The 22,732-nt window shown below is 51.6% G+C and carries 19 protein-coding genes and 1 tRNA gene; 5 read left to right on the top strand and 15 right to left on the bottom strand.

Annotation, left to right across the window (positions count from 1 at the left end):
- The first annotated feature begins 65 nt into the window (after window positions 1-65).
- The 3 genes from HMPREF1246_RS08975 (at window position 66) to HMPREF1246_RS08965 (ending at window position 6,995) form a co-directional block, all read left to right on the top strand.
- Window positions 66-1,583, top strand: a complete 1,518-nt coding sequence (locus HMPREF1246_RS08975) for a sodium:alanine symporter family protein (RefSeq protein ID WP_021737299.1) — start codon at window positions 66-68, stop codon at window positions 1,581-1,583.
- 448 nt (window positions 1,584-2,031) lie between these two features.
- Window positions 2,032-5,535, top strand: a complete 3,504-nt coding sequence (nifJ, locus tag HMPREF1246_RS08970; protein WP_021737291.1) for a pyruvate:ferredoxin (flavodoxin) oxidoreductase — start codon at window positions 2,032-2,034, stop codon at window positions 5,533-5,535.
- A gap of 782 nt (window positions 5,536-6,317) precedes the next feature.
- Entirely contained in the window at window positions 6,318-6,995 is a 678-nt protein-coding gene (locus HMPREF1246_RS08965) for a PolC-type DNA polymerase III (protein WP_021737331.1), read from the top strand.
- 99 nt (window positions 6,996-7,094) lie between these two features.
- Here the strand turns inward: HMPREF1246_RS08965 and HMPREF1246_RS08960 are convergent.
- From HMPREF1246_RS08960 to murQ, 14 genes are all read right to left on the bottom strand, one after another.
- A tRNA-Ala gene (locus HMPREF1246_RS08960) sits at window positions 7,095-7,170 on the bottom strand.
- 774 nt (window positions 7,171-7,944) lie between these two features.
- The gene (locus HMPREF1246_RS08950) at window positions 7,945-8,838 is read right to left on the bottom strand and encodes a S1 RNA-binding domain-containing protein (RefSeq protein WP_021737303.1); all 894 of its coding nucleotides are present in this window, start codon (window positions 8,836-8,838) and stop codon (window positions 7,945-7,947) included.
- Window positions 8,835-9,197, bottom strand: a complete 363-nt coding sequence (rsfS, locus tag HMPREF1246_RS08945) for a ribosome silencing factor (RefSeq protein WP_009015348.1) — start codon at window positions 9,195-9,197, stop codon at window positions 8,835-8,837. Before rsfS ends, HMPREF1246_RS08950 begins: the two co-directional genes overlap by 4 nt.
- Before the next feature lie 13 nt (window positions 9,198-9,210).
- Window positions 9,211-10,185: an LCP family protein gene (locus HMPREF1246_RS08940; protein WP_231368272.1), complete on the bottom strand. Its 975-nt coding sequence runs from the start codon at window positions 10,183-10,185 to the stop codon at window positions 9,211-9,213.
- 18 nt (window positions 10,186-10,203) lie between these two features.
- The gene (yqeK, locus tag HMPREF1246_RS08935) at window positions 10,204-10,785 is read right to left on the bottom strand and encodes a bis(5'-nucleosyl)-tetraphosphatase (symmetrical) YqeK (RefSeq protein ID WP_021737306.1); all 582 of its coding nucleotides are present in this window, start codon (window positions 10,783-10,785) and stop codon (window positions 10,204-10,206) included.
- Window positions 10,786-10,799: 14 nt separating this feature from the next.
- Window positions 10,800-11,048 carry a hypothetical protein gene (locus HMPREF1246_RS08930; RefSeq protein ID WP_035224689.1) on the bottom strand — a complete coding sequence of 83 codons (249 nt, stop codon included), beginning with the start codon at window positions 11,046-11,048 and terminating at the stop codon, window positions 10,800-10,802.
- Window positions 11,049-11,778: 730 nt separating this feature from the next.
- Window positions 11,779-12,387, bottom strand: coding sequence for a nicotinate-nucleotide adenylyltransferase (gene nadD / locus HMPREF1246_RS08925; protein ID WP_009015351.1), 609 nt, complete (start codon window positions 12,385-12,387; stop codon window positions 11,779-11,781).
- A gap of 67 nt (window positions 12,388-12,454) precedes the next feature.
- Entirely contained in the window at window positions 12,455-12,601 is a 147-nt protein-coding gene (locus tag HMPREF1246_RS10520; protein ID WP_021737298.1) for a hypothetical protein, read from the bottom strand.
- Between the two features lie 212 nt (window positions 12,602-12,813).
- The gene (locus tag HMPREF1246_RS08920; protein WP_009015352.1) at window positions 12,814-13,587 is read right to left on the bottom strand and encodes a histidinol-phosphatase HisJ family protein; all 774 of its coding nucleotides are present in this window, start codon (window positions 13,585-13,587) and stop codon (window positions 12,814-12,816) included.
- 16 nt (window positions 13,588-13,603) lie between these two features.
- Window positions 13,604-14,713, bottom strand: a complete 1,110-nt coding sequence (gene ychF / locus HMPREF1246_RS08915; protein WP_021737311.1) for a redox-regulated ATPase YchF — start codon at window positions 14,711-14,713, stop codon at window positions 13,604-13,606.
- A gap of 267 nt (window positions 14,714-14,980) precedes the next feature.
- Window positions 14,981-16,366, bottom strand: coding sequence for a magnesium transporter (mgtE, locus tag HMPREF1246_RS08910; RefSeq protein WP_021737315.1), 1,386 nt, complete (start codon window positions 16,364-16,366; stop codon window positions 14,981-14,983).
- A 335-nt stretch (window positions 16,367-16,701) separates the two neighbouring features.
- Window positions 16,702-17,763 (bottom strand): MupG family TIM beta-alpha barrel fold protein, encoded by a 1,062-nt coding sequence (locus tag HMPREF1246_RS08905; protein WP_021737324.1) that lies wholly within the window; start codon window positions 17,761-17,763, stop codon window positions 16,702-16,704.
- Window positions 17,763-19,172 carry a PTS transporter subunit EIIC gene (locus tag HMPREF1246_RS08900; protein ID WP_021737329.1) on the bottom strand — a complete coding sequence of 470 codons (1,410 nt, stop codon included), beginning with the start codon at window positions 19,170-19,172 and terminating at the stop codon, window positions 17,763-17,765. The genes HMPREF1246_RS08905 and HMPREF1246_RS08900 overlap by 1 nt, the downstream gene beginning before the upstream one ends.
- The gene (gene murQ, locus HMPREF1246_RS08895) at window positions 19,162-19,998 is read right to left on the bottom strand and encodes an N-acetylmuramic acid 6-phosphate etherase (protein ID WP_021737322.1); all 837 of its coding nucleotides are present in this window, start codon (window positions 19,996-19,998) and stop codon (window positions 19,162-19,164) included. The genes HMPREF1246_RS08900 and murQ overlap by 11 nt, the downstream gene beginning before the upstream one ends.
- Before the next feature lie 76 nt (window positions 19,999-20,074).
- On the opposite strand from murQ, the gene nagA reads away from it, so the two are divergent.
- A complete protein-coding gene (gene nagA / locus HMPREF1246_RS08890) occupies window positions 20,075-21,217 on the top strand; it encodes an N-acetylglucosamine-6-phosphate deacetylase (protein ID WP_009015358.1) in 1,143 nt (380 codons plus the stop codon).
- A 370-nt stretch (window positions 21,218-21,587) separates the two neighbouring features.
- Here nagA and HMPREF1246_RS08885 read toward each other — a convergent pair whose 3' ends face one another.
- On the bottom strand, window positions 21,588-21,965 hold the full coding sequence (locus HMPREF1246_RS08885) for a pyridoxamine 5'-phosphate oxidase family protein (protein WP_009015359.1): 378 nt from the start codon (window positions 21,963-21,965) through the stop codon (window positions 21,588-21,590).
- 215 nt (window positions 21,966-22,180) lie between these two features.
- Here HMPREF1246_RS08885 and HMPREF1246_RS08880 point away from each other — a divergent pair, with 215 nt between their 5' ends.
- On the top strand, window positions 22,181-22,672 hold the full coding sequence (locus HMPREF1246_RS08880) for an Rrf2 family transcriptional regulator (RefSeq protein ID WP_009015360.1): 492 nt from the start codon (window positions 22,181-22,183) through the stop codon (window positions 22,670-22,672).
- The last annotated feature ends 60 nt before the right edge of the window (window positions 22,673-22,732 follow it).

Genomic DNA, 22,732 nt, shown 5'->3' with positions numbered 1-22,732 from the left:
TTAGAATTCAAATTGAAACAAATGCATTTGTACTGATGAATCCTAATAAGACAGGAGGTTGTAAAATGCTTGCACAAGTATTGAATTCAATCAACGACTTTTTTTGGAGTATTCCATTTATCGCTTTTGTAATATGCATAGGGGCTTACTTTACTATAGGGTCAAAATTTTTTACTATTTTTCATTTTGGGCATATAGTAAAAAATACTTTTTTTACTATGTTCAATAAAGATGCCCACAAAAAATCCAAAGGTACCGTTTCTCCCTTCGAAGCCGTATGTGTTTCTGTGGGAGGAAACGTTGGAATGGGTACTATCGGAGGGGTTGCAACAGCTGTTGCAACTGGCGGACCGGGAGCACTTTTTTGGATGTGGATTTGGGCTTTCTTTGGAATGATGGTTAAGATGGTTGAAACGGCGTTAGGGTGCTACTATCGGAGTCGCAACGAGAAGGGCGAATATTATGGTGGCGGTACATACATGCTGGAAAAAGGGATCGCTCGGGAATTGCATCATAAGAAATTTGGCACAACACTGGCTGTATTATTCGGTATTGGTTTTATTGCCCAATTCTTAGGCGGATCACAAGTATATACCATTTCTGAAATTTTAAATACGAGTTTTGGCATTAATCAAATGTTAACAACGGTTCTCTACACCATTCTTCTTTACTATGTTATTTATCATGGAACTACGGGTGTAGCAAAGTTTGAAAAATACGCTACTCCTGTTAAATGTCTACTTTATTTGGTTGGTTGCCTTTTCCTGATTATCTTCAACTACCAAAATATCCCGCATATGTTCTACCTAATTTTCCACGATGCATTCACTGGGACAGCAGCAACGGGAGGTTTTGTTGGTGCGACCATTTCCAAAGTTATCGGTGACGGTGTCGCTAGATCGATTAATGCTAACGAAGCTGGTCAGGGTTCCAGTCCATTTATCTACGGTTCTTCTAATACTGAGCATCCAGTTCGTCAAGCATTATGGGCCTCATTCGATGTTTTTGTAAATACGATTATTGTATGTTCTTTAACCGGTCTTTGCGTCATTGCTACTGGTGTTTGGGATTCAGGTATCAAGGGAGCCTCTTTAAGTATTGCCGCATTTGAAACGGCCTTTGGGTTCGGCGGTGATATTTTCTTAGGAATCGTTGCTATTTTGTTCGGTATTACAGTTACCAGCGGTTGGTTTAGCTTCTATGTTGCTATTATTAATCACGGATTTAGAAGTCACCCTGTTTTAAGAGACAGATTAGTAAAGATTTTCAAATTTATCTATCCAATTCCTAACCTAGTCATTGTAGGTTCTCTTGTTTATACAGGAAATGGTCCTGATCTCTTCTGGACGATTGTTAATATCTCTTTAATTGCTCCTGTGGCAACAAACTTGTTAGGTTTATTTATTCTCAGAAATAAATTCTGGGAACTGTTTAAGGATTACAAGGCTCGCTATATGGGTATTGGGAAAGTTGATCCCAATTTCTACGTATTCTATGAAGATGATCCTGAAGTCTTTGCTGTAGAAGAAGAAATTAGACGCAAGGCTAGAGAAAAAGAAGCTGCATATCGAGCAAGAGCTTAATCAAATAACTTTTTGCCCCTCTCAAACACTTACTTTGATTGTTTAATTTAAGATATTGCGGTCTCTAAGAAGACTCCTGATAGATTGCATCCTTTTGGAGTCTTCTTTTTCTATCGTAAATTCTTCATATTAAAGAATAAAAGTATGTTGAATAAGCATCACTTGATGTAACTTACATCATATATTCATTACAAAAACAGCCAAAATTCAACTGTTTTTTAATTACACACATCAAATTGTGAACATAAATCCAAGATTTTTTGATTTCTATTTTAATTGATCTAATCAGATCAGATTCATTCAACCAAAAAAGTTTAGATTTCACTTGCCCCTTTCTAATTTTTTCGATACTATATGAATAGTGATAATTTTTTTATTAATTTCAAAGATTTATTTTCATATTTGATATAAAATCGACAAAATAACAGAAAAGAAGGGAGTCTTATCAATGACAAAAACCAAGATGATGGATGGAAACACAGCGGCAGCCTATACATCCTATGCTTTTAGTGATGTAGCGGCCATCTACCCCATTACGCCGTCGTCCCCCATGGCAGAGGTGACGGATGAATGGGCTGCCTATGGCAAGAAAAACATGTTTGGCCGCCCGGTCGAACTCATGGAAATGCAGTCTGAAGGCGGTGCCGCCGGTACGGTTCACGGCAGCCTCCAGGCCGGAGCGCTCACAACGACCTACACGGCTTCCCAGGGGCTGCTCCTTATGATTCCCAATATGTTCAAGATTGCCGGCGAACTGCTCCCCGGCGTATTCCAAGTGGCAGCCCGTACGATTGCAACGAGCTCCCTCAATATCTTTGGTGACCACAGTGACGTCATGGCCTGCCGTCAGACGGGATTTGCCATGATGGCCTGCGCCGGTGTCCAGGAGGTTCTCGACCTTTCAGCCGTATGCCACCTGTCGGCTATCCGCGGCCGCGTTCCCTTCCTCAACTTCTTTGATGGGTTCCGTACGTCCCACGAAATCCAGAAGGTTGAGCTCCTTGATTATGATGATCTTAAAAAATTGGTGGACCAGGACGCCCTCGCCCGCTTCCGCCGGGAATCCATGAACCCCGATACACCAGTCATCCGCGGTACGGCCCAAAACCCGGACATCTACTTCCAGACCCGCGAGACCGTGAATCAATTCTATGAAGCCCTACCGGAAGTGGTTGATGGCTACATGAAGGAAATCAGCAAACTCACGGGCCGCGACTATCAGCTCTTCAATTACACCGGTGCGCCTGATGCCGAACGGGTCATCATCCTCATGGGAAGCGGTGCCCAGACGGCTGAGGAAGTAGTGAAGATCCTTGCTGGTCAAGGCGAAAAAGTCGGTGTCCTCAATGTCCACCTTTATCGGCCGTTCTCCGTGAAACACTTCCTCTCCGCCCTTCCGGAAACGGTGAAAAAGATTGCCGTTTTGGACCGCACGAAGGAACCGGGCTCCGACGGGGAACCGCTCTATCTTGATGTGCGCAATGCCTTCTATGAAAGTGACCGCCGTCCTGTCATTGTAGGCGGACGCTATGGCATGGGCAGCAAGGAATTTTATCCCGGCGACGTTCTCGCTGTCTTTGACAACCTGAAACTTGATGCGCCAAAGAACCACTTTACGGTGGGCATCGTCGATGATGTGACCCACACGTCGCTTAAAAAGGAAAAATCCCTCGACATTACGCCCAAGGGTACGCGCAGCTGCCTTTTCTGGGGCCTTGGGAGCGACGGCACGGTCGGCGCCAACAAGAGTGCCATCAAAATCATTGGCGACAAGACGGACATGTATGCCCAGGGCTATTTTGCCTATGACTCCAAAAAATCCGGCGGCATCACCATTTCCCACCTGCGCTTTGGTCACGATCCCATCCATATGCCGTTCCTCATCAACTTCGCGGACTACATCGCCGTCCACAATCCGTCCTATGTCCGTCTCTACAATGTGCTAAATGGAATCAAGGAAGGTGGCACGTTCCTCCTCAACTGCGGCTGGAGCGGGGAAGAACTCGATACGCGTCTGCCCGGTCAGCTCAAACGCGTCATTGCTGAAAAGAAGGTCAACTTCTACACCATCGATGCCGTGAAGATTGCCCGCGAGATCGGTCTTGGCGGTCGCATCAACATGATCATGCAGGCAGCCTTCTTCAAACTGGCTGATATCATTCCCATCGACGACGCTGTCGCCTACCTCAAGGAATCCATTGAACATACCTACGGCAAGAAAGGCCAAGATGTGGTCGACATGAACGGCCGCGCTGTCGAAGCCGGCGTCAAGAATCTCGTCAAGGTCACGGTTCCTGAAGCCTGGAAGGACTGCACGGACGAAGAGCTCTATCCGAAGACAGGCAACGCCTTTGTCGATCAAATCATGATGCCCATGAACCAGCAGGAAGGCAATACCCTTTCCGTCGGGCAGCTCATGGATCAGGCCAACGGTACGTTCCCGTCAGGCACGACAAAATATGAAAAACGCGGCATTGCTGTCATGGTACCGGAATGGCAGATTGAACACTGCATCCAGTGCAACCAGTGCGCGTCCATCTGTCCGCACGCGGCCATCCGACCGGTACTCCTCACGAAGGAAGAAATGGAAAAATCCGACGTACCGGCGAAACCCGCCCTTGGTGCCAAGGACCTTTATTTCCGCATTGCTGTGTCGCCCATGGACTGCCAGGGCTGCCGCAACTGCATCGACGCCTGCCCGGCCAAGGAAAAGGCCCTCGTGGCCAAACCGCTTGATACGCAGCGCCATCTGGCTGACGCTTGGAACTACTTCATGGAAGACGTCACGCCAAAGAAAAACCCCATGAACAAATACACCTTAAAGGGCAGCCAGTTTGAAAAGCCGCTTCTTGAATTTTCCGGCGCCTGCGCCGGCTGCGGTGAAACGCCGTACGCCAAGCTCGTAACCCAGCTCTTTGGTGACCGCATGATGATTGCCAACGCTTCGGGCTGCTCCTCCATCTGGGGCGGTTCCGCACCGAGCATGCCGTACACGAAGAATGCCGCTGGCCATGGTCCGACTTGGGCCAATTCCCTTTTTGAAGACAACGCCGAATACGGACTTGGCATGCATCTGGGCACCCAGGCCTGCCGCAAGCAGATCACGGATATCATGACGGGGCTCATTGAAGAAGGCCAGATTTCCACGGAACTCAAAAATGCCATGGAAGACTGGATCTGCCACCGCGATGAAGGGGAAGGGAGCCGTGAACGGGCCGATCGCCTGACAGACCTCCTCGAGAAAGAAAAGGCCGGCAATGAAACGCTGGAGCACCTCTACGAAAATAAGATCTACTTTGTCAAACGTTCCCAGTGGGTCTTTGGCGGCGACGGCTGGGCTTATGATATCGGCTACGGCGGCGTAGACCATGTCCTTGCCATGAACCGCGATGTCAATATCCTCGTCTTTGATACGGAGGTCTACTCCAACACGGGCGGACAATCGAGCAAATCGACGCCGACGGCAGCGGTTGCCAAATTTGCCGCCAGCGGCAAAAGGACAAAGAAGAAGGACCTGGGCATGATGGCCATGAGCTATGGCTACGTCTATGTGGCCCAGATCAACCTCGGCTATGACAAGAACCAGGCCATCAAAGCCATCAAGGAAGCCGAAGCCTATCCGGGACCGTCGCTAATCATCTGCTATGCACCGTGCATCAACCACGGCATCAAACGCGGTATGGATCATTCCTTCATGGAAGCCAAGGCGGCTGTGGAATGCGGCTACTGGATCAACTATCGATATAACCCGGAGCTCAAAGCTGAAGGGAAGAAAGCCTTCTTCCTTGACAGCAAGGCCCCGACTGGTGATTTTGAAGCCTTCCTCCGTGGAGAAGTCCGCTATGCCTCCCTCGAACACGAATTCCCCGATGTCGCAAAGGAACTCTTCAAGAAGACCAAGGAAGATGCCATGGCGCGGAGAGCCCTGTACGAACGGCTCGATGCAGAATGAAGAAAAGCTCGGATAAAGAATGAGGTAATGTAAAACGCAGCGTCCACTGGGCGCTGCGTTTTTTGGTGTGAGGCTGTCACGAGCCTGCGGCTCTAGCTTTCTCGCACCTACGGTGCTGGCTGTCGAGCGAAAAGACCGTAAGGGAAAAGACCAGGAGGTGCCGCCCCAAACCGCCCTACGGGCGGATCGGCATTCGCCGTCTCTAAGGCAAAAGATTCGAAGGCAGTTCGTGCTGAGAATAAAGGTATTGCCTAGTGATTTTTGCACTTAGTATAGAAAAGCCAATAGAAGGTCATTGATAGCAAACTATGCAGAATCAACTAAAAAGACTTAACCCGAAAACGCGCTTTGATTCGGGGTAAGGCTTACTTTTTTATTTTTTTCTTTAGGTTCGGTGCTCCTGCATCGAACCGTTCCTGTCGGGTCTTTTCGCCTTGGAACTCGACTCGTAGAGTCGATCCGCCCCGCCAAGGCGGGGGACCGAAAGCCGCATGTTGCCTCATTAAAATGAGGCACGCGTGCCCTTTCGGTGGTGGATGAGGAGCGCAGCGACGTTTCCTTGCGAGCGGCTAGCGAGGCATATCCGCCCGGGTTTCGAAGGACGCCTTTGGAGCGGAAGTCCGAGAAACATGTTTAAGGGCGGATTTAATTCGGCGCCCACGACCAATAGGAAGACGGTTTGGCGCCGGCCTCACAGTGCCTTCTCCCCCCTCAATTTCGTGACAGCACGGTAGCCATGCGGTATAATAGACTTCCAACTACAATCCTACGGAGTGATCACAGTGGAAGAACGGACCCGCGGACCGAGACGGGATACACGAACACGCAAGCCGATGACGCCGCAAGAGCGGCGCAATCTGCTCTACAAGCGCTGGCGAAAGGCAGAGCAGCAAAAGGTCGATGCCAAGGAACTGCGGGACCCTACAACCTGCGATATGGTCGTCTTTGACCTTGAACTGGCCGGCTACGCCGAAGATGATATCATTGAAATTGCTGCCATCAAGGTGGATTTCTTAGGCCGGCAGACAGCCGTTTTTCGTGAGCTTATCCGGCCTAGGACGAAGATCAGCAAACGCGTTACGGAAATGACGGGTATTACGCGGGACATGGTGAAGGATAAACCTCAGCTCCCTGAGGTCCTAAAACGTTTTTTTGCCTTTGTGGAAGGCAGTGTCGTCATGGGCCACGATATCGGCTACAATGACATCATGGCCATCAACCTTGCCTGCCGCCGTTATGGCATGAAGGCCTTTCGCCCGCCTTTTTTAGATACGTCGCGCCTTATCCTGCGCCACCTCTCCCGTGAAGCTGTAGGCGGAAAAACGGGCCTTGCGGCGCTCCTAGCGCACTTCAATATTCCCATCCATCGCCATCATGAAGCCCTGGCAGACTGCGAAGCCACGCTTCTTCTTTATGAAGCCGTTGCAAAGGAAATCAGGAAACAAAAAAGCCACCCTTAAGGCGGCAGGAAAAGAAGCCCCCTCCTTTATTTTGAAGGAGGGGGCTTTATTACAACAAAAAATCCATGTGACTGAAGCCACATGAATCTGAGTCCAAATTGGTGGAGACAAGGAGGATCGAACTCCTGACCTCTTGCATGCCATGCAAGCGCTCTCCCAGCTGAGCTATGCCCCCAAAAGACTTGTTCATTATAGCTCAAGTATACCGCTGTTGTCAATATATTATTTTGGGAGATGGAAGATATAAAGGCGCGGCGCCAAAGCGTCCCGACCGGAGGGGGCAGATTGCCGCTATGCGGCAATTGTGTTGTCGGAGTTGCGTTTCTTGTCGTTCTAAGGCGATTCTAAGGCGATACAAAGGCAGTTCTAAGTCAAAAGACCGTGAGGCACCGCCCCAAACCGCCCTACGGGAGGGGGTGGAACTTAATTCGCCCTCAAACATGTTTCTCGGACTTCCGCTTCGCTCCAAAAGCGTCCTTCGAAACTCCGGGCGAATCTGCTTCGCTACCGCTCATGATGAGACGTCGCTCCGCTCCTCATCCACCACCATAAAGGAGGTCATGTTATGACCTCACTTGATGGTCCCCCGCCTTGGTAAGGCGGAACGGCTTTCGCCGTCTCTAAGGCAAAAACCCCACGGGAAAGACTCGACCAAAAGATTCCAATGGGAGAAGGTTTAGCGACGCCCTCACGGTCTTTTAGCCTGCCGCCTCTGGTAGCCTTGGCCAAGCGCAGCGCCTTAGCCAAGGAAGGACCTGTTTTCATAGGCCTTCCGCCTCAGCCAGCAGCCGAAGGCTGCCTTAGCCCCACAGCACCACAGCATCCTTTCCCCTCTCTCGCTCGACAGCCGCGGCTTTGCCGTAAGACAGCCATTCAGGGCGGGGCCCTGAATGAGACAGCTTGACAGCCAAAAAGACCACGCTGCAAGAGCGTGGTCTTTTCTTCACTTTCATTTCTTTAAACTTGTCCACCCATCTTCCTGCACGACTTTGCCTTCTTTCATAAGGCGGCCCAAGGCGCGCTTAAAGGCGGATTTAGAGATATCAAAGACGCTTTTGATGATGGCCGGCGGCGTATCATCGGAATAAGGCATGGTGCCATTGCGCTTTTCGAGAAAGAAGAGGATCTTATCCGCATCGTCCAGCATGGCTTCTTCTTTGACAAGGCGCAGGGACATATCGATGTGTCCATCTGCACGAACGTAGGTGACGCGTCCTGTGACACGCTGACCAAAGTCAAGGCGTCCACCAGGGACTTCACTGCGATGGATAAAAGCGATATAGCGTTCTTTTGTAAAAAGGAAAAAGCCATCCTTAAGGATATTGTAGACGGTCCCTGTAAGCGCATCCCCCACTTTGACGCCTTCTGCCGGACGGCTGGCCCGTTCCATATCTTCTTCGACACGCATGGTCACGGCCTGACGGCCTGACTTATCACGGTAGAGTTTCACCCAGATATGCTGATTGGGGGAAACATGGCCCCGCATTTCGCTATAGGGCAAAAAGACGCCGCGTTCAGCGCCGATATCGACAAATCCGCCCATCCTGTTCACGGAGATCACGTTGACGTATCCCAGCTGCCCTTCCCGCATCTTGGGAAGCTTCATGCTCGCCGTGATCCGGTTCTTGGCATCGAGGTAGAGCTGGACCTTGACCTTATCGCCAACGGAAACAGGCGATGTCATCTGGTGCTTATGAAGGAGAATATCATCACTGGTATTCCCCGTTCCAGCATCAAGAAAAACGCCCTGGTCATTCATGCGCACGGCCGTAAGTTCCACGACATCGCCAACGCGGTGACTGCCAATGGTCTTGACGCTGGCCGGTTCTTTTTTCGGGCTCATGCTTCTCCTTCCGTTTCCACATAGGCTTCAGACGGGGCATCGGCCCAGAGCTGTTCCAGGTTATAAAAGTCACGTTCCGTTTCCCGGAAGATATGGGCCACACAGTCGCCGTAATCCATAAGGATCCAGTTGCCTTCGGTGTAGCCTTCTTTGTGGGAGGGCAGGATGCCGCGTGTTTCGGCCAGTTTATCTTCGATGCTGTCTGCGATGGCTCGGACCTGAGTCGCGCTCTGGGCAGAACAAATCATGAAGTAGTCCGTCACAGGGGACAGGCCAACCATATTGAGAAGCAGGATGTCTTTTGCTTTTTTGTCAGCAGCGGCGGCGGCAATGGCGTTTGCGAGTTCTTTTGGATTCATGGATGGAACCTCCTTAAATTTCTGTAATCCTTTTATGGGGAATCCCCAGTTTATCGAGGGTGTGCGAAACCTGGGACGGCGTCGTAACCCAGTAACTGATATCATCGATGGTCTTGAAATCACCATCGAGCATTTCACTTTTGATGGAGTTTTCGCCAAAGATGCGGAAGCAGTTGGCGGCACGGATCATGGTCATCAGGTTCATGTCCGTATCGACGTAGTCAAGGCCGGTGTTGATGATCATGGGAAGCTTCAGCATATTCGTGAAGGTAAAGAACTGTCCAGCCAGGGCTTTCATAAATTTCTGCTGACGCTCCACACGGCCAATATCGCCCAATTCATCGTGACGGAAGCGGACATACTGACCTGCCTTTTCACCATCCAGGTGCTGGTAGCCTTTTTTGAGGTGTATCTTGAGGTTGGCGTAAGGATCTTCATAATCCATGTTGTTATCAACGTATAGGTCCACACCGCCCAGCATATCGATGACTTTAATGAAGCCCTGCCAATCAACGACCATGTAGTAGTTGATGGGAATCTGGAGGAGCTGTTCCACCGTGCGCACGGCCCGTTTGGTACCGCCATAGGCGTATGCGGCATTGATCTTGTCATGACCCCGCCGGCCGGGAATGGTGACCCGTGTATCACGCGGCAGTCCGACGATGGCAATCTGTTTTTTCTCTGGGTCAAAGCTGACGACCATCATGGAGTCTGTCCGCTTCGGTGCATCGGGGTTATTCATATCCTCGCTGTCCCCGTCATCTTTCCCGAGGAGCAGGACGTTGATGCGGCTTGAAAGGGGTTCTTCTGTGAGGAGTTGGTTCTCTTTCTGTTTAGGCACGGGATCTTCGGCACTGAAAAATCGGTCATAAAGGCCCATGCCAGCCATGAAGCCGCCGCACAAGATCCCGATCAAAAGGATGAGGAGAAGAAAAACACGTCCCTTGCGGAGCCGCTTTTTCTTTTTCTTCACGCCTGATTGTTCCATATCACTCATGGGTTGCGATTACTCCTTCTTATTGTGTTTGGCCGCAAGGACCAGTTCGTTATAGCCGTCCAGACAATCCGGATGGATCAACAGATGCTGGTGCATCAGGTATTCCATCGTATTGGCATAGGCGGCAATCATGGCCTCATCAAGATCCTTCATCGTAAGGCGCCGCATTTCGTCCACGGTAGGAAAGTCACGATGCGGTTCCGTAAGGTCTGCCAGATAAATGATTTTTTCAAGGGCCGTCATATGGGCTTTGCCCGTTGTATGATAACGCATAGCAGACAGGACTTCCTCATCGGTAACGCCATAGTCCCTCTTTGCGACAAGGGGCCCCAAGATGGCATGGATAAGGATGGGCTGCGCCTTTTCGATATCCGTGAGCGGGACGCCCAGCTTTTTTGATACCTCCACAAAATCCTTGGTCGGATACTTGCGGGCACAGTCGTGGAGCAGGCCGGCAAGGGCGGCTTTATCTTCGTCGACCCCGTAATGACGGGCAAGCGCAACGGCAGTTTCACTGACGGCCACGCTATGCTCAAAGCGCTTTGGCTGAAGGCTTTGGCGAAGCTGTTCTTTCATTTGGGAAAAATCCATGATTGGTTAGCTCCTTACTTGAATTGAAATCGGCTCGCAAGTCGCGCCGATGAAATCTGGGCTAAGGCCGCCGGAGGCGGCAGGCTAAGGGAATGCAGGCATTCCTGGCTAAGGATCTGCTTTTGCAGTTTGGTGAAGGCTGCCTGCGGCAGCTGGCGAAAAGACCAGAAGGGAGGCGCCTTATGATCGGGTTCACATTTCTTGTCGAAACGAAGGCGATGTGAGGTCGATTCAAAGACAAAAGTGCAGGAGGCCAGCCCCAAACCCGGGCCTCCTCATCCACCACCAAAAGGGCTCGCTCTCTGCTGTTTCACATGAGAAGACCGGCCTTTCCGGCAGAGGATACTCCAACTGCTCCTATTGTCGCTGCCCTATGAGTAAGCTTTCTGCACGAATTTTTCAGCATAAGGGGTAACAAAAAATTCGGCGACTCACTTAACCGCCCTGTCACGATCTCTCGCTTCGCTTTTTCCAAGGCACAGGGAAGTTCGCGAATCGATCGGCGATACGCTTACCGCCCTGACGGGGCGGATCGATGCTGCGCATCGAGCGCTGAGGCAAAAGACCCTAAGATGTGGAACCAGACTTTTCGCTCCCTCATTTTTCTTAAGGATGAGATGAGCAGCAATCATCTGATCACTCCCGTTCTTTTATCTTCGGGTTTTACCTTAGAAACGGCGAACCCTGTTCCGCCTTACCAAGGCGGGGAACCAAAAGCCACTTGATGCTGCGTTGCAATAGACAAGTCCTTTTGGTGGTGGATAAGGCGCGCAGCGATGTCTCATCTTGAGCGGAAGCAAAGCAGATTTGCCCGGGTTCCGAGGCTGCTTTAATGCAATCGCAGAAGGCAAAGAAACATGTTTGAGGGCAAATATAATTCAGCGCCCTGTCCGAAGGACACAATGAGTCACCGGCTTCTGGCGCCTTTCATTTCCGCACGAGGCTGCCCGATTTTTGGGCTGACCCTTTCACCCAACAAAAAAGAGAGCCCCCCTACCGACGGTAGAGGTCTCTCTGTCTCATGTAGTCCACTACAGTCCGAGGAACAAGTCCATCAATGGATTCACCGCGGGAAAGGCGCTGCCGGATCATGGTGGAAGAAATATCCGGGGCTTTGGCGTCGATCCACACGAGGCGGGTGAGTCCTTTTTGGGCCAGTCGTTTTGTCACATCTTCATGACGCTCCCTGTACCCAACCCGTCCAATGGCAAGGAAGGTGCAGTAGCGCATCGTTTCTTCGATGCGGCACCACGTATCAAGGGCTTCGGCTGAATCCCCGCCAATGATGAAGTACAGGTCATAAAAGCGATGCCACCGACGATGGAGGATCCGCATGGTATCGACTGTATAGGAAGGGCCCTTGCGGACCAGCTCCATATCGGACACCAAAAAACGCGGCTCGTCCATCGTCGCAAGAAGGGTCATGGCCATGCGATCCCCGGCCGGCGCCCATCCGGCCGCTTTATGGGGCGGCAAATAGTCGGGAATGAAAAGGACCCGATCAAGGGCCATGGCATCCATAGCGGCGCGGGCAATCGCAAGATGACCATTATGGATGGGGTCAAAGGTCCCGCCCATGATGCCTAAACGCTGTCGGCGCATATGGAAATCCTCCTTCAGAATGGTTCTTACATTATATCAGGTACGATGCCAAAGCTCAATCAAATTGTCATGCGGAAAAGGTGATTTTTATGTGGCATAATGCCGATTTTACAAGAAAAGGAAAGAGGCCTTCTACGAAACAAAATGAAAAAAGCATAGCCTGTTGCCTTTCATCGTCAGCAGCGGATTTTTCGAGCGTCGTGTTTTCTTTCACGAAAAACCTCCCTCCCATCCGATTAAGTTTCATCCCATGAGCATAACAAAAGCGCAACGCAAATGAAATAAAATTTTTTTCATTACATTTGCGTTTTATTTTCAAAGTAGTAATATATTTTTCGTTCAAACAGATTCCATAAGGAAATCGTTTTTCAGATATTAGATGAATAAACGCCGTGAAAGAAGTCTCCTTCCTTCACGGCGTTTCCTTTATTTCGGCAGCTGGCGCTGTCTTTTTTTGTAGTAGACGATGGTGAGCCCTGCCGTTTTGGCGATCTTTTGGGCCACATCAAAGTGCATGCCCACGGCTTTTGCCGCATGGGCGTCGCTGCCCAAGGTCACGTACTTGCCGCCCAGTTCGGCATAGCGCGTATAAAGTTCCGTCAGGGACTCCACCGCACCGGGCACGGCAAGGCGACGCGTATTGATTTCAATGCTCTTATCGAGGCGAATGAGGTGCTTCATGACTTCGTCCCACAGATCGGCATGCTCGCTGTAATGGAGGTTCTTGTCTTCATAGGGCCAGTAGCGGCAGATATAGTCGATGTGACCATAGGTGTCAAAGTTCGGGTCCTGTTCGAGGCATTTGAGGGAATCCTCAAGATAGTACCCCACAGCCTGATCCTTGGCAACGCCGTCGTAAGTCGTCCGTTCATACATATCAAGGCCGCGATAACAGTGCATGGAGCCAACGATTTCGTCAAAGGGATGGCTTTTTGCAACCATCCGGTCCTCCTCGATGGTATGGGGCTGGAGCCCCATTTCAATGCCAAGGAGCACGGTATCGCTCCGATAGGGTGCGTTTTTTTTGAAATAATCGTTGATGTCAAAAAGAAAGCTTTCCGGGTTCGTCGGATAGTCCCGGTCCCAGTGTTCCGTCAGGATCATGCCAAGGCCAGCGGCTTTGGCCGCTTCCATGGCATCCTTGATGGTCATTTCGGCATCGCAGGAATAATCGGCATGCATATGGGTATCAAACAGCATGGCCCTCACCCCTTTTTTACACGTTGAAGCGGAATTCGACGACGTCGCCGTCCTGCATGATGTAGTCCTTGCCTTCCAGTCTCACAAGGCCCTTTTCACGGGCAGCCTGTTTGCTGCCACAGGCAACGAGGTCATCGTAGGAAACAATTTCAGCACGGATGAAGCCTTTTTCAAAGTCCGAATGGATCTTGCCAGCTGCCTGAGGTGCCGTAGATCCTTTGACGATGGTCCAGGCACGAGATTCCATTTCCCCCGCCGTGAGGAAGGTCTGGAGACCTAGGAGGGAGAACCCAGCTTTGATGAGGCGATCAAGACCCGCTTCGGTGAGGCCTTCCATTTCAAGATACTCCTTGGCTTCGTCTGCCGGCAGGGAAGCAATGTCCTCTTCGACCTTGGCGGAAATGGTGATGACCTGGGCCCCTTCTTTTTCGGCATATTCCGTTAGCGCCTTCACATGGGGGTTTCCGGACGCGTCGGCGGCCTCTTCTTCGGAAACGTTAGCTACGTACAGAATTGGTTTCAAGGTGAGGAGATCGAGTTCACGGATCATCTCCTTTTCATCCTTTGTCATTTCCACCTGACGGGCCGGCTTGGCATCGCCGAGGGCCTCGACGAGACGGGTCAGAAGGGCATTTTTCGCAGGCGCCGTCTTGTCACCGCTCTTTAAGAGCTTCTGGACCTTGAGCTGCTGCTTTTCCACCGATTCGAGGTCAGCCAGGCACAGTTCCGTATTGATGATTTCAATATCGCGGATAGGGTCAATGGAGCCTTCGACGTGGGTGATGTTGCCGTCTTCAAAGCAGCGCACCACTTCGGCAATGGCGTCGGTCTGGCGGATATGGCTGAGGAATTTGTTGCCCAAGCCTTCACCTTTGGAGGCGCCCTTCACAAGGCCTGCAATATCGACAAACTTCATGCCCGCCGGAACAATGCGTTTGGAATGGTATAGGTCGCTCAGGACCTGGAGCCGTGGATCGGGGACATCGACGATACCGACGTTGGGCTCTATGGTGCAGAATGGATAGTTGGCCGCTTCCGCCCCAGCTTTCGTAATGGCGTTGAAGAGGGTGCTCTTGCCTACATTCGGCAGGCCGACAATACCCATTTCGAGGTTGGTTGAACTCATGGATGATCTCTCCTTGTCTAGTTAAGTTGACACATCATTATATCACAGCAAGGGGATTTTTTCAGCAGGGGCGAAGAGAATCGGGGAGTCGAAAGAAAGGGTCCGAGGCCCTTTTCTTTTCAATTCCATTTCTTTACAAGTTTGCCTGCCACCACACCTACCGTTCCAGCTGCTGATAGCTTGTACAGTAAGCCAAGCCTCCATTGATTTCATAGGGAGCGCGCCGATTCCACAAGCTGTCCCTTTTAAATGCTGATGCCTACGCGCTTACAGCCCCAATCCATGCACCAACATCGCCCACGCCAGGGTATAATAGGTCACGACACCCACAAGGTCCGTAACGGTCGTAATGAGCGGGCCCGAGGCCACGGCTGGATCGATATGGATCTTTTTGAAGCCCATCGGGACCACGGTCCCTACAAGACTCGAAATAAACATGGCAAGGACCAGGGAAAGGCCGATGCAGGACGATATGCCAAAGGCCGTAAGGGCATCGTAGGATTTTACCGCATAAATATAAAAACCAATGCCCAAGACGGCAATGCCTCCCAGGATCAGTCCATTGAAGAAACCGGCGCCCCCTTCCTTTCGGATGAGCCGCCATTTATCGCCTGGTTTCAGTTCTTCATCCATAAGGACACGGATGGTTACGGCAAGCGACTGGGTCCCAACGTTTCCCGACATATCAAGGATCATGGACTGAAAGGCCATGATAAGGGTCAACTTTGCCACGACGTTTTCGTATAGACTGACGACGCTTGAAACGACAAGACCCAAGCCAAGAAGCAGAATAAGCCAGGGCAGGCGTTTCTTGATGGACGTTTTGAGCGGTTCGTCCAGGTCTTCTTCAGCGGAGAGGCCACCCAGTTTAGCATAGTCTTCGCCCATTTCATCATCAAGGAGCTGCGCTACGTCATTTGCGGTTACAACGCCAAGGATCCGATGGTCCGGCGATAGGACAGGAATGGAAGCTTCACTGTATTCTTCAATCAGCTGCAGGCAGTCGCTGATCTTTTCGCTGGCATAAACGTAAGGGTATCCTCGCACGATGATTTCGTTAAGGGGAGTATCCCGTCTTGCAATGATGAGGTCCTTGAGGGAAAAGGCCCCGGCAAATTGAGCACGGTCATTGAGGGCATAGATGACCGCAATTTCATCATGGTCAGCCGCTTCCCGCACAACTGTGCGCATGACGGAAGGAACATCAAGACCTTCCTCGACGGCAACAAAGTTCGTTGTCATCCGGGAAGCAATCGTATCTTCATCATAGGCGGCCAGGCGCGTCAGTTTTTGCCGTGTCGCCTCATCCAAATGCGCCACCCATGCTTCTTTTTGGGCACTTTGGGTTTCCTTCAGGAAATCGACGGCTTCGTCAGGCTCCATCTGGGTGAGGATGGCAGCTGCCCTTTCAGCTGGCAGAACCTCAAAAAGGGATTCCTTGTCATCGACATATTCCATCAAATCGGCAAGATAGGGAGCCGGCAAAAGACTTGCCAGGCGCTTCCATTCGGGCGAACTTAAAAGAGGGAGCACATCGGCTATATCGTGATCGTGATAACTGTCAAGGGCGCGTTCCAAAAAGTAGGGATCCCTTTCCGTACGGATGAGCTTCAGGATATCCTGCACGCGATGCTGGTTCCTATTCTTTTTCATGATGTGACCTCCTTTTTGCCATAATGAAAAAGATGGGGTCTGTACAGTCCCATCCACAGGCTTATCATAGCGCAAAATCGGTAGATTTGCAATGTAAGGATGAATAAAGGAGCAAGAAGTTCACAGTTTATTTTTAAAATAGGGGAAAATAGGGTAAAATAAGTGGATTTGAAGAATAATAAGCTATTTTTAGAATCCAATCGATCTAAGAAACAAAAAGAAGCGTACCCGATTTTGGTCCATCCAGATTACGCAAAATCAGGTACGCTCGCTCCCAGTTTTATTCAACAAGCCTTGGATTCCTTACTTTCCCGACGCTTTTCCAAGGCAAGGGATCACTTTTTACTTTTAATCGGCGCAGCTTTTGTGACAAGCCTAAATCTAAACCGTGCCCCACCCCGCATGAGACCCAGCAGGAACCGTTCCTCCTCGCTCACCCGTCCCATGACGTTGACGCTGGGATCAGCAGGAAGGTCCGTAAGGGTAATCTCAACTTCACCAGCATAACGGCCGGCAAGACGGTTATCGAGGGTCACTGTACCCTGCGGCAGATATTTCAAGGTAAAGGGCGGGATATCCATTTCTTTAAAGAGAGCACGGCTATTTTGGGCGCGCAGGACCTCTTCGGCCTCATCGGGCCGCAGCGTAAAGATACAGGCAGCAAGTTTTTCATGAAGGGCCGTGATTTTTTCCGTCAACAGCGTAAGGGTAAGGACGTCATCCAATTGGGCCAAGGCGTCCAGTTCGTCTTCCGTTGCTCCGTCGTCCCCAATATAAAAGGCGTCAGTTCCAAGGAGCCTCAGATGCTGCAGGGCCAGGAAAAAATCCAGGGTCCGATGTATTTCAAGCGTGGGGAGTCCCTTAAAAAGCGGACCGCGGCAGGCGCCAAAGCTCCGCACAAAGGCGCCGACTTTGATGCCATAATGGTGACAGAGGGCATTTTGCCGCAGGAAAAAGGCTTCTGATAGGCCCGTATGGGGCCGGGGATAAAAGTTATGGAGCGCTTCGACGCATCCTACGTCAACACCGGCTTTCTCAAGGGAAAGAAGAAATCCTTCCGTCACGGTCGACGCGTTAAGGACGATGGTCTTTTGCGGATAGCGCGTCTGCAGCTCTTTTATGCGCTCCGGCGTAAAGCCGTCATCAAGGCGCAGATGGGTCAAGGCCTCCGGAATGGGACGACCTGGCACAAGGTCGCCGACGACGTTCAGGTCATAGCACCGAGCCGCTTCAAAAAGGGCGTCGATATCCTTTTGAAAGGCCGCCTCATTGGTCTCAGGGATATGAAAGGATAAAAAGAGGCGGGTCATGCCTTTTTGGGCCGCCTGTTCCACCCGTCCAACGAGTTCCTCCCGCGTCATGCCAAGACCGGGATAAAGGGAAATGCCTTTTTCCATCATGCGCCTCCTTTCGCGTCCTGCGGGTCATCAAAACCCAGGATCCACGCGGCAGCAAACCCGCCTACATAAGCGGCAAGAAGGCCTGCGAGGTACATCAAGGGATGGGTCGTACTGGGCAGAAGGGGGAGACCTGAAATACCCATGGAAAGGGCCCCTACATGAAAGGCCGCTTCCACAGCGCCGCCCAAGGCTCCGCCAATGCAGGCCCCGATAAAGGGCCGGCCCAAAGGAAGGGTCACACCGTAAATAAGAGGCTCGCCGACGCCCATGACGCCGACAAAAAGGGACGACGCCACAATCTTTTTAAGGCGTGGGTTTCTTGTTTTCACATAGACTGCAAGAGCAGCTCCCACCTGCCCGGCGCCCGCCATGGCAAGGATGGGAAGAAGGATCGTATAGCCAAATTGGCTGATGAGCTCGGCGTGGATGGGTGTGAGGCCCTGATGGACGCCCATCATGACAAGGGGCAGAAAGAAGCCGCCCAAAAGAAAGCCCGTCACGGCGCCGCCCCGCTCCACCGCTTCCGTGGCGCCCCGGCCAATGGTTTCTGCTAAAAAGCCGCCCACTGGCTGCAGAACGTAGAGCGCCAAAAGAGACATAACAAGGATGACAAGGGTAGGCGTCACAAAAAGGTCAAAGGCAGGCGGCACGATTTTCCTCAGTTGCTTTTCCCCGTAGGCCGCAAGGAGGGTAACGAGGAGGACGGCAAAGACGCCGCCCCGGCCTGGCGTCAAGGGCATGCCGTAAAGGGTGAGGTCGGCAAGGCCGGGATGGGAAATGAGGGCTCCCAAGATGCCGCCAATAACGGGCGAACCGCCAAAGACCTTGGCCGCGTTCCAACCGACGAGGATATTCATGGACTGGAAGATGGCGCTTCCCGCTAGAAGCAGAATGCGCAGGGGCGCCAGGGCAAGAAGAGCGGGGTCGTAGAATTTCACGATGCCCAAAAGGCCCGTCAAAAAACCGCAGCCCACAAAGCCCGGAATAAGGGGCATGAAGATGGACGCCACTTTGCGCAGAAAGGCTTTTGCCGGCGTGGCGTTTTTTTGCCGAATGGCTTCATGGAGGGCTTTGCCGTCCCCCACCTCCCCTTGGACGCCAAAAAGGCCGGCTGGCTCTTTGGGCATCTCCTTGGAGTCATTCGGCGTGGGTGCTTCGTTTCCGTCAAGAAGGGCCGCAAAGGCATCAGCCACGCGGATCACCTTTCCCGGGCCTAGGACAATCTGTAGCTCGTCACCGTTTTGGTTGACGCCGAGGACGCCAGGAATGGCCTTTAGCTCATCAAGGTCCGCGTCCTTTACGAGGTGCAGGCGCAGACGCGTCATGCAGTGCGTCACTGTTTCAATGTTGTCCTTGGGGCCCACGATGGCGTAGATCTTTTGGGCAATCTCTTTTTCACGAGTCATGGCTGGCCTCCCATCGCTCTACAGCAAGGCGTGCACGGCCGTCTGACTCCCTAAGGGCCTTTTCCGCCGCGGCCCGGTCCATGCCGGTCACGGTCATGACGATGCGCGTCGCCCGTTCCTTTAGTTTCTCATTGGTCGCCTTTACGTCAATCATGAGGTTGCCCCGCACTTTGCCAAGACGGATCATGGTGCCCGTCGAGAGCATGTTGAGGATCATCTTCGTTACGGTCCCGGCCTTCATGCGCGTCGACCCCGTCACGACTTCCGGACCGGGAAGGCAGATGAGCATAAGATCTGCAGTGCAAGCGATATCAGGTTCCTTGGAGCAGGCAAGACCAATGACAAAAGCGCCGCGGCGCCGGGCTTCTTCCATGCCGCCAAGGACGTAGGGCGTGCGGCCTGACGCGGTAATCCCGACCAAGACGTCCTTTGCCGAAAGATCATGGGAAATAATATCGTCTGCCCCTTTATCCAGAGAGTCTTCCGCCCCTTCACGGGCCCGAAAAATGGCTTCCTTGCCGCCGGCAATGAGCCCTTGGACAAGGTCCGGATCTGTGCTGTAGGTGGGGGGACATTCCACGGCGTCGAGAATGCCGAGCCGTCCTGACGTCCCACTTCCCATATAAAAGAGCCGGCCGCCTGTTTTGAGCCGGGGCGCAATCACATCAACAGCGCGTGCAATATCCGGCAGGATGGCCTTAACGGCAAGGGCCGTCTTTTGGTCTTCATCATTCATGACACGCATCATGGACAGCGTATCGAGTTTGTCAATCCGGCTGGAAGCAGGATTACGGGCTTCAGTCGAAAGTTTTTCTAAATTCAGCATAAGTTCCAACCTCTTTCAGGGGTATAATTAAGAGGAAATCAATAAGCCATTGGGCAGATTGCAAAGGAGTATTGCTATGCAAGCCATCATCAACAGCAAACTTATTTTACCACACACCGTCCTTACAGGACAGACGCTCCTTTTTGGAACCCATATCTACGATATTCTCCCGGCAGGCAGCCCCTTACCGGAGGGTACGGAAAGCATCGACGCCAAGGGGGCCTATCTCTCGCCTGGCTTCATCAATATGCATATCCATGGCTGCGGCGGGGCCGATACAATGGATGGGACCCGGACCTCCATGGAAATCCTCTGCCGGAAACTTCCAAAATGCGGCGTTACGGCATTTTTACCGACGACAATGACAAGGGTATGGCCCATCGTTCAAAAGGCGCTCAGAAACGTTCGTAAGGCTATGGAAGTCCCCTGCCCCGGCAGCCGTGTCCTGGGGGCCTATTTGGAAGGGCCCTTCATTTCCGGCAGTTACCGGGGATCGCAAAAAGCCGAGGAAATCCAAGCGGCCAATATGGAGCGGATCCGCCCTTACTGCGACGTCATCAAAGTCCTTGTCATCGCCCCGGAAACACTGTCTTCCATGGCGTTTATCCATTCATGCTGCAAAAAGGGCATCATCGTTTCCCTTGGTCATTCCGGTGCAACCTATGAAGAAGCCAGCCGGGCCATCAAGGCAGGGGCCAGCCACATCACCCATACCTTCAACGCCATGAGTCCCCTTCATCACCGTAAACCCGGCATGGTCGGCGCGGCCCTGACGCTTCCGGTGACAACGGAGATCATCTCGGATGGGCTGCACATCCACGATGCGGTCCTGCGCCTGTTGGTAAAAGTCAAGGGGCCGGACCAGATTGTCATTGTGACCGATTCCATGCGGGCTGCCATGGAAGGCGACGGCATCAGTGAACTCGGCGGGCAGACAGTCTATGTCCGCGGCGGAAGGGCGCTTCTCGCGGACGGGACCATTGCGGCAAGCGTCGACACCATGGAACACAGTCTCCATCATTTCCTGAAGGCTACGGGCCTACCCCTCGCCGATGTCATCCGCATGGCAACGGTCAATCCCGCCAAGGAGCTGGGCGTCTATGAGACAATGGGCTCCCTTGAAAAAGGCAAACTGGCTGACATGACCATCTTTGACGAGAAGTTTGACGTGAAGATGACCTTTGTGGGTGGGGAAAGGGTGTATCAGAAAAAAGGATGAGACCGCTAGGTTTCCAACTTTTTGACTAGGCGCCAAACCGCGCCGAGTCTCTACCACGATATGCCTCCATTGCTTGATTCCTTTTTTATGGATGCAATGGAGGGATGTAGTGCTGGAGAATCGGAGCGATTTTTGCTCCAAAGTATAAGAGGGGAGTGAAATCGGAAAGCCGAAGAACATGTGTAAGGGCGGATGGATTCGGTCCCCACCCTTTGAAGAAGGGACGGTTTGGGACCGCGCCTCATCGTTGCCTTCGTATGCCATGAAAGACCAAACGCACGGTTCTCCTCACGATTGATATTCCCTTCCGAAAACAGGCCGCCCGTCCTCTTTAGAGGCAGGCGGCCCGTTTTATTTTTCTTTGCCTTGATCAAATTTTTTGCTGTACAAAAGTGGGCGTGATTTCAAGTACGCGGGTCAGGAAATCATATTTTTCCTTCATGCGGTCATAGTCAGGTCCTTCCGATAGGAAGCGGGCCGTGCCTTCAAGATAGAATCCCGTTCCCTGATAGTCTTTGTACCCTTTGACTTCCTTGGAGCCAAGAGACATCTTGATTTTCCCTACTCGATTGACATTTCTTTCCGTGACACGGAACCCATAAGCAGGAATCAGGATCCGTTCATCTTCCGTAATGACCAGATAGGAATTCCAGGTATTGGCAAAATGGGGTTCTTCTGTATCTCCCCAGGAAATAACCGTTACGACTCCTTCATGGTTTAGTACGTCGAAAAATTTTTTAGGCAGCATGATTGCGTCCTCCTTTTTATTATGGATAGATTAACTCCGTGATTAAAGTGTATCATCTCTATAAACATTGAGTCAATTATATTTTTCTAAAATATTACAGATATATTATATCTGTAATATTGACGAAATCCCCTCTTGTGACGTACCATATGAAAAGGACCCCGGTTAGGGGCTAGCGAAAAGAAACATCCCTTTGGGAGGGAGGACAACTCACTATGTCAATTTCTGTCGGCGTTGAATATGCGCTCCACTGTTTGATCTATTTAGCCATTCCCACGACGTCCCGGTCCATCGGCATCAAGGAGATGGCTGCATTCCAAGGCATTTCAGAGACGTATCTGTCAAAGATCTTCATGAAGCTTAGGAAAAAAGGACTTGTATCTGCGGTTCCCGGTGTCAAGGGAGGCTATCGCCTTTCCAGGGAAGCTGATGAGATTACGTTTTGGGATGTCGTGGAGGCCATCGAGGGGCCCCATTATCGGTTTCAATGTGCCGAAATCAGGCAGCATATGGCCATTGTGGATCCGCACGAATTGCCGCCTTCCTTTTCGGAATGTCCCTGCCTGATCAGTGAGGTCATGAAAGGGGCCGAAGACCAATATCGCACCTATCTCAAGGGAAGGACGATTGGCTGGTTATATCGGATGGTCAAGGACAAACTGGACGGACCTTACTGGAAGGCCATCGAATCCTGGGCTGCCCGCTAAGAACCGGTTGCCGTCCTGTTAAAAGGTAAAAAACAACCCCTGCAGCTTTATGGCTGCAGG

The sequence above is a fragment of the Acidaminococcus sp. BV3L6 genome, assembly GCF_000468835.1.
Classification (GTDB): domain Bacteria; phylum Bacillota; class Negativicutes; order Acidaminococcales; family Acidaminococcaceae; genus Acidaminococcus; species Acidaminococcus intestini.
The sequence above is the reverse complement of the archived record's forward strand: the minus strand, read 5'-3'. Positions and strand labels throughout refer to the sequence as shown.

Bases quoted from the DNA above. Each gene is read 5' to 3' on its own strand.
- HMPREF1246_RS08975 (WP_021737299.1), top strand. From the start codon at position 66: ATGCTTGCACAAGTATTGAATTCAATCAACGACTTTTTTTGGAGTATT.
- nifJ (WP_021737291.1), top strand. From the start codon at position 2,032: ATGACAAAAACCAAGATGATGGATGGAAACACAGCGGCAGCCTATACA.
- HMPREF1246_RS08950 (WP_021737303.1), bottom strand. From the start codon at position 8,838: ATGAGCCCGAAAAAAGAACCGGCCAGCGTCAAGACCATTGGCAGTCAC.
- rsfS (WP_009015348.1), bottom strand. From the start codon at position 9,197: ATGAATCCAAAAGAACTCGCAAACGCCATTGCCGCCGCCGCTGCTGAC.
- HMPREF1246_RS08940 (WP_231368272.1), bottom strand. From the start codon at position 10,185: ATGGAACAATCAGGCGTGAAGAAAAAGAAAAAGCGGCTCCGCAAGGGA.
- yqeK (WP_021737306.1), bottom strand. From the start codon at position 10,785: ATGGATTTTTCCCAAATGAAAGAACAGCTTCGCCAAAGCCTTCAGCCA.
- nadD (WP_009015351.1), bottom strand. From the start codon at position 12,387: ATGCGCCGACAGCGTTTAGGCATCATGGGCGGGACCTTTGACCCCATC.
- HMPREF1246_RS08920 (WP_009015352.1), bottom strand. From the start codon at position 13,587: ATGCTGTTTGATACCCATATGCATGCCGATTATTCCTGCGATGCCGAA.
- ychF (WP_021737311.1), bottom strand. From the start codon at position 14,713: ATGAGTTCAACCAACCTCGAAATGGGTATTGTCGGCCTGCCGAATGTA.
- mgtE (WP_021737315.1), bottom strand. From the start codon at position 16,366: ATGAAAAAGAATAGGAACCAGCATCGCGTGCAGGATATCCTGAAGCTC.
- HMPREF1246_RS08905 (WP_021737324.1), bottom strand. From the start codon at position 17,763: ATGGAAAAAGGCATTTCCCTTTATCCCGGTCTTGGCATGACGCGGGAG.
- HMPREF1246_RS08900 (WP_021737329.1), bottom strand. From the start codon at position 19,172: ATGACTCGTGAAAAAGAGATTGCCCAAAAGATCTACGCCATCGTGGGC.
- murQ (WP_021737322.1), bottom strand. From the start codon at position 19,998: ATGCTGAATTTAGAAAAACTTTCGACTGAAGCCCGTAATCCTGCTTCC.
- nagA (WP_009015358.1), top strand. From the start codon at position 20,075: ATGCAAGCCATCATCAACAGCAAACTTATTTTACCACACACCGTCCTT.
- HMPREF1246_RS08885 (WP_009015359.1), bottom strand. From the start codon at position 21,965: ATGCTGCCTAAAAAATTTTTCGACGTACTAAACCATGAAGGAGTCGTA.
- HMPREF1246_RS08880 (WP_009015360.1), top strand. From the start codon at position 22,181: ATGTCAATTTCTGTCGGCGTTGAATATGCGCTCCACTGTTTGATCTAT.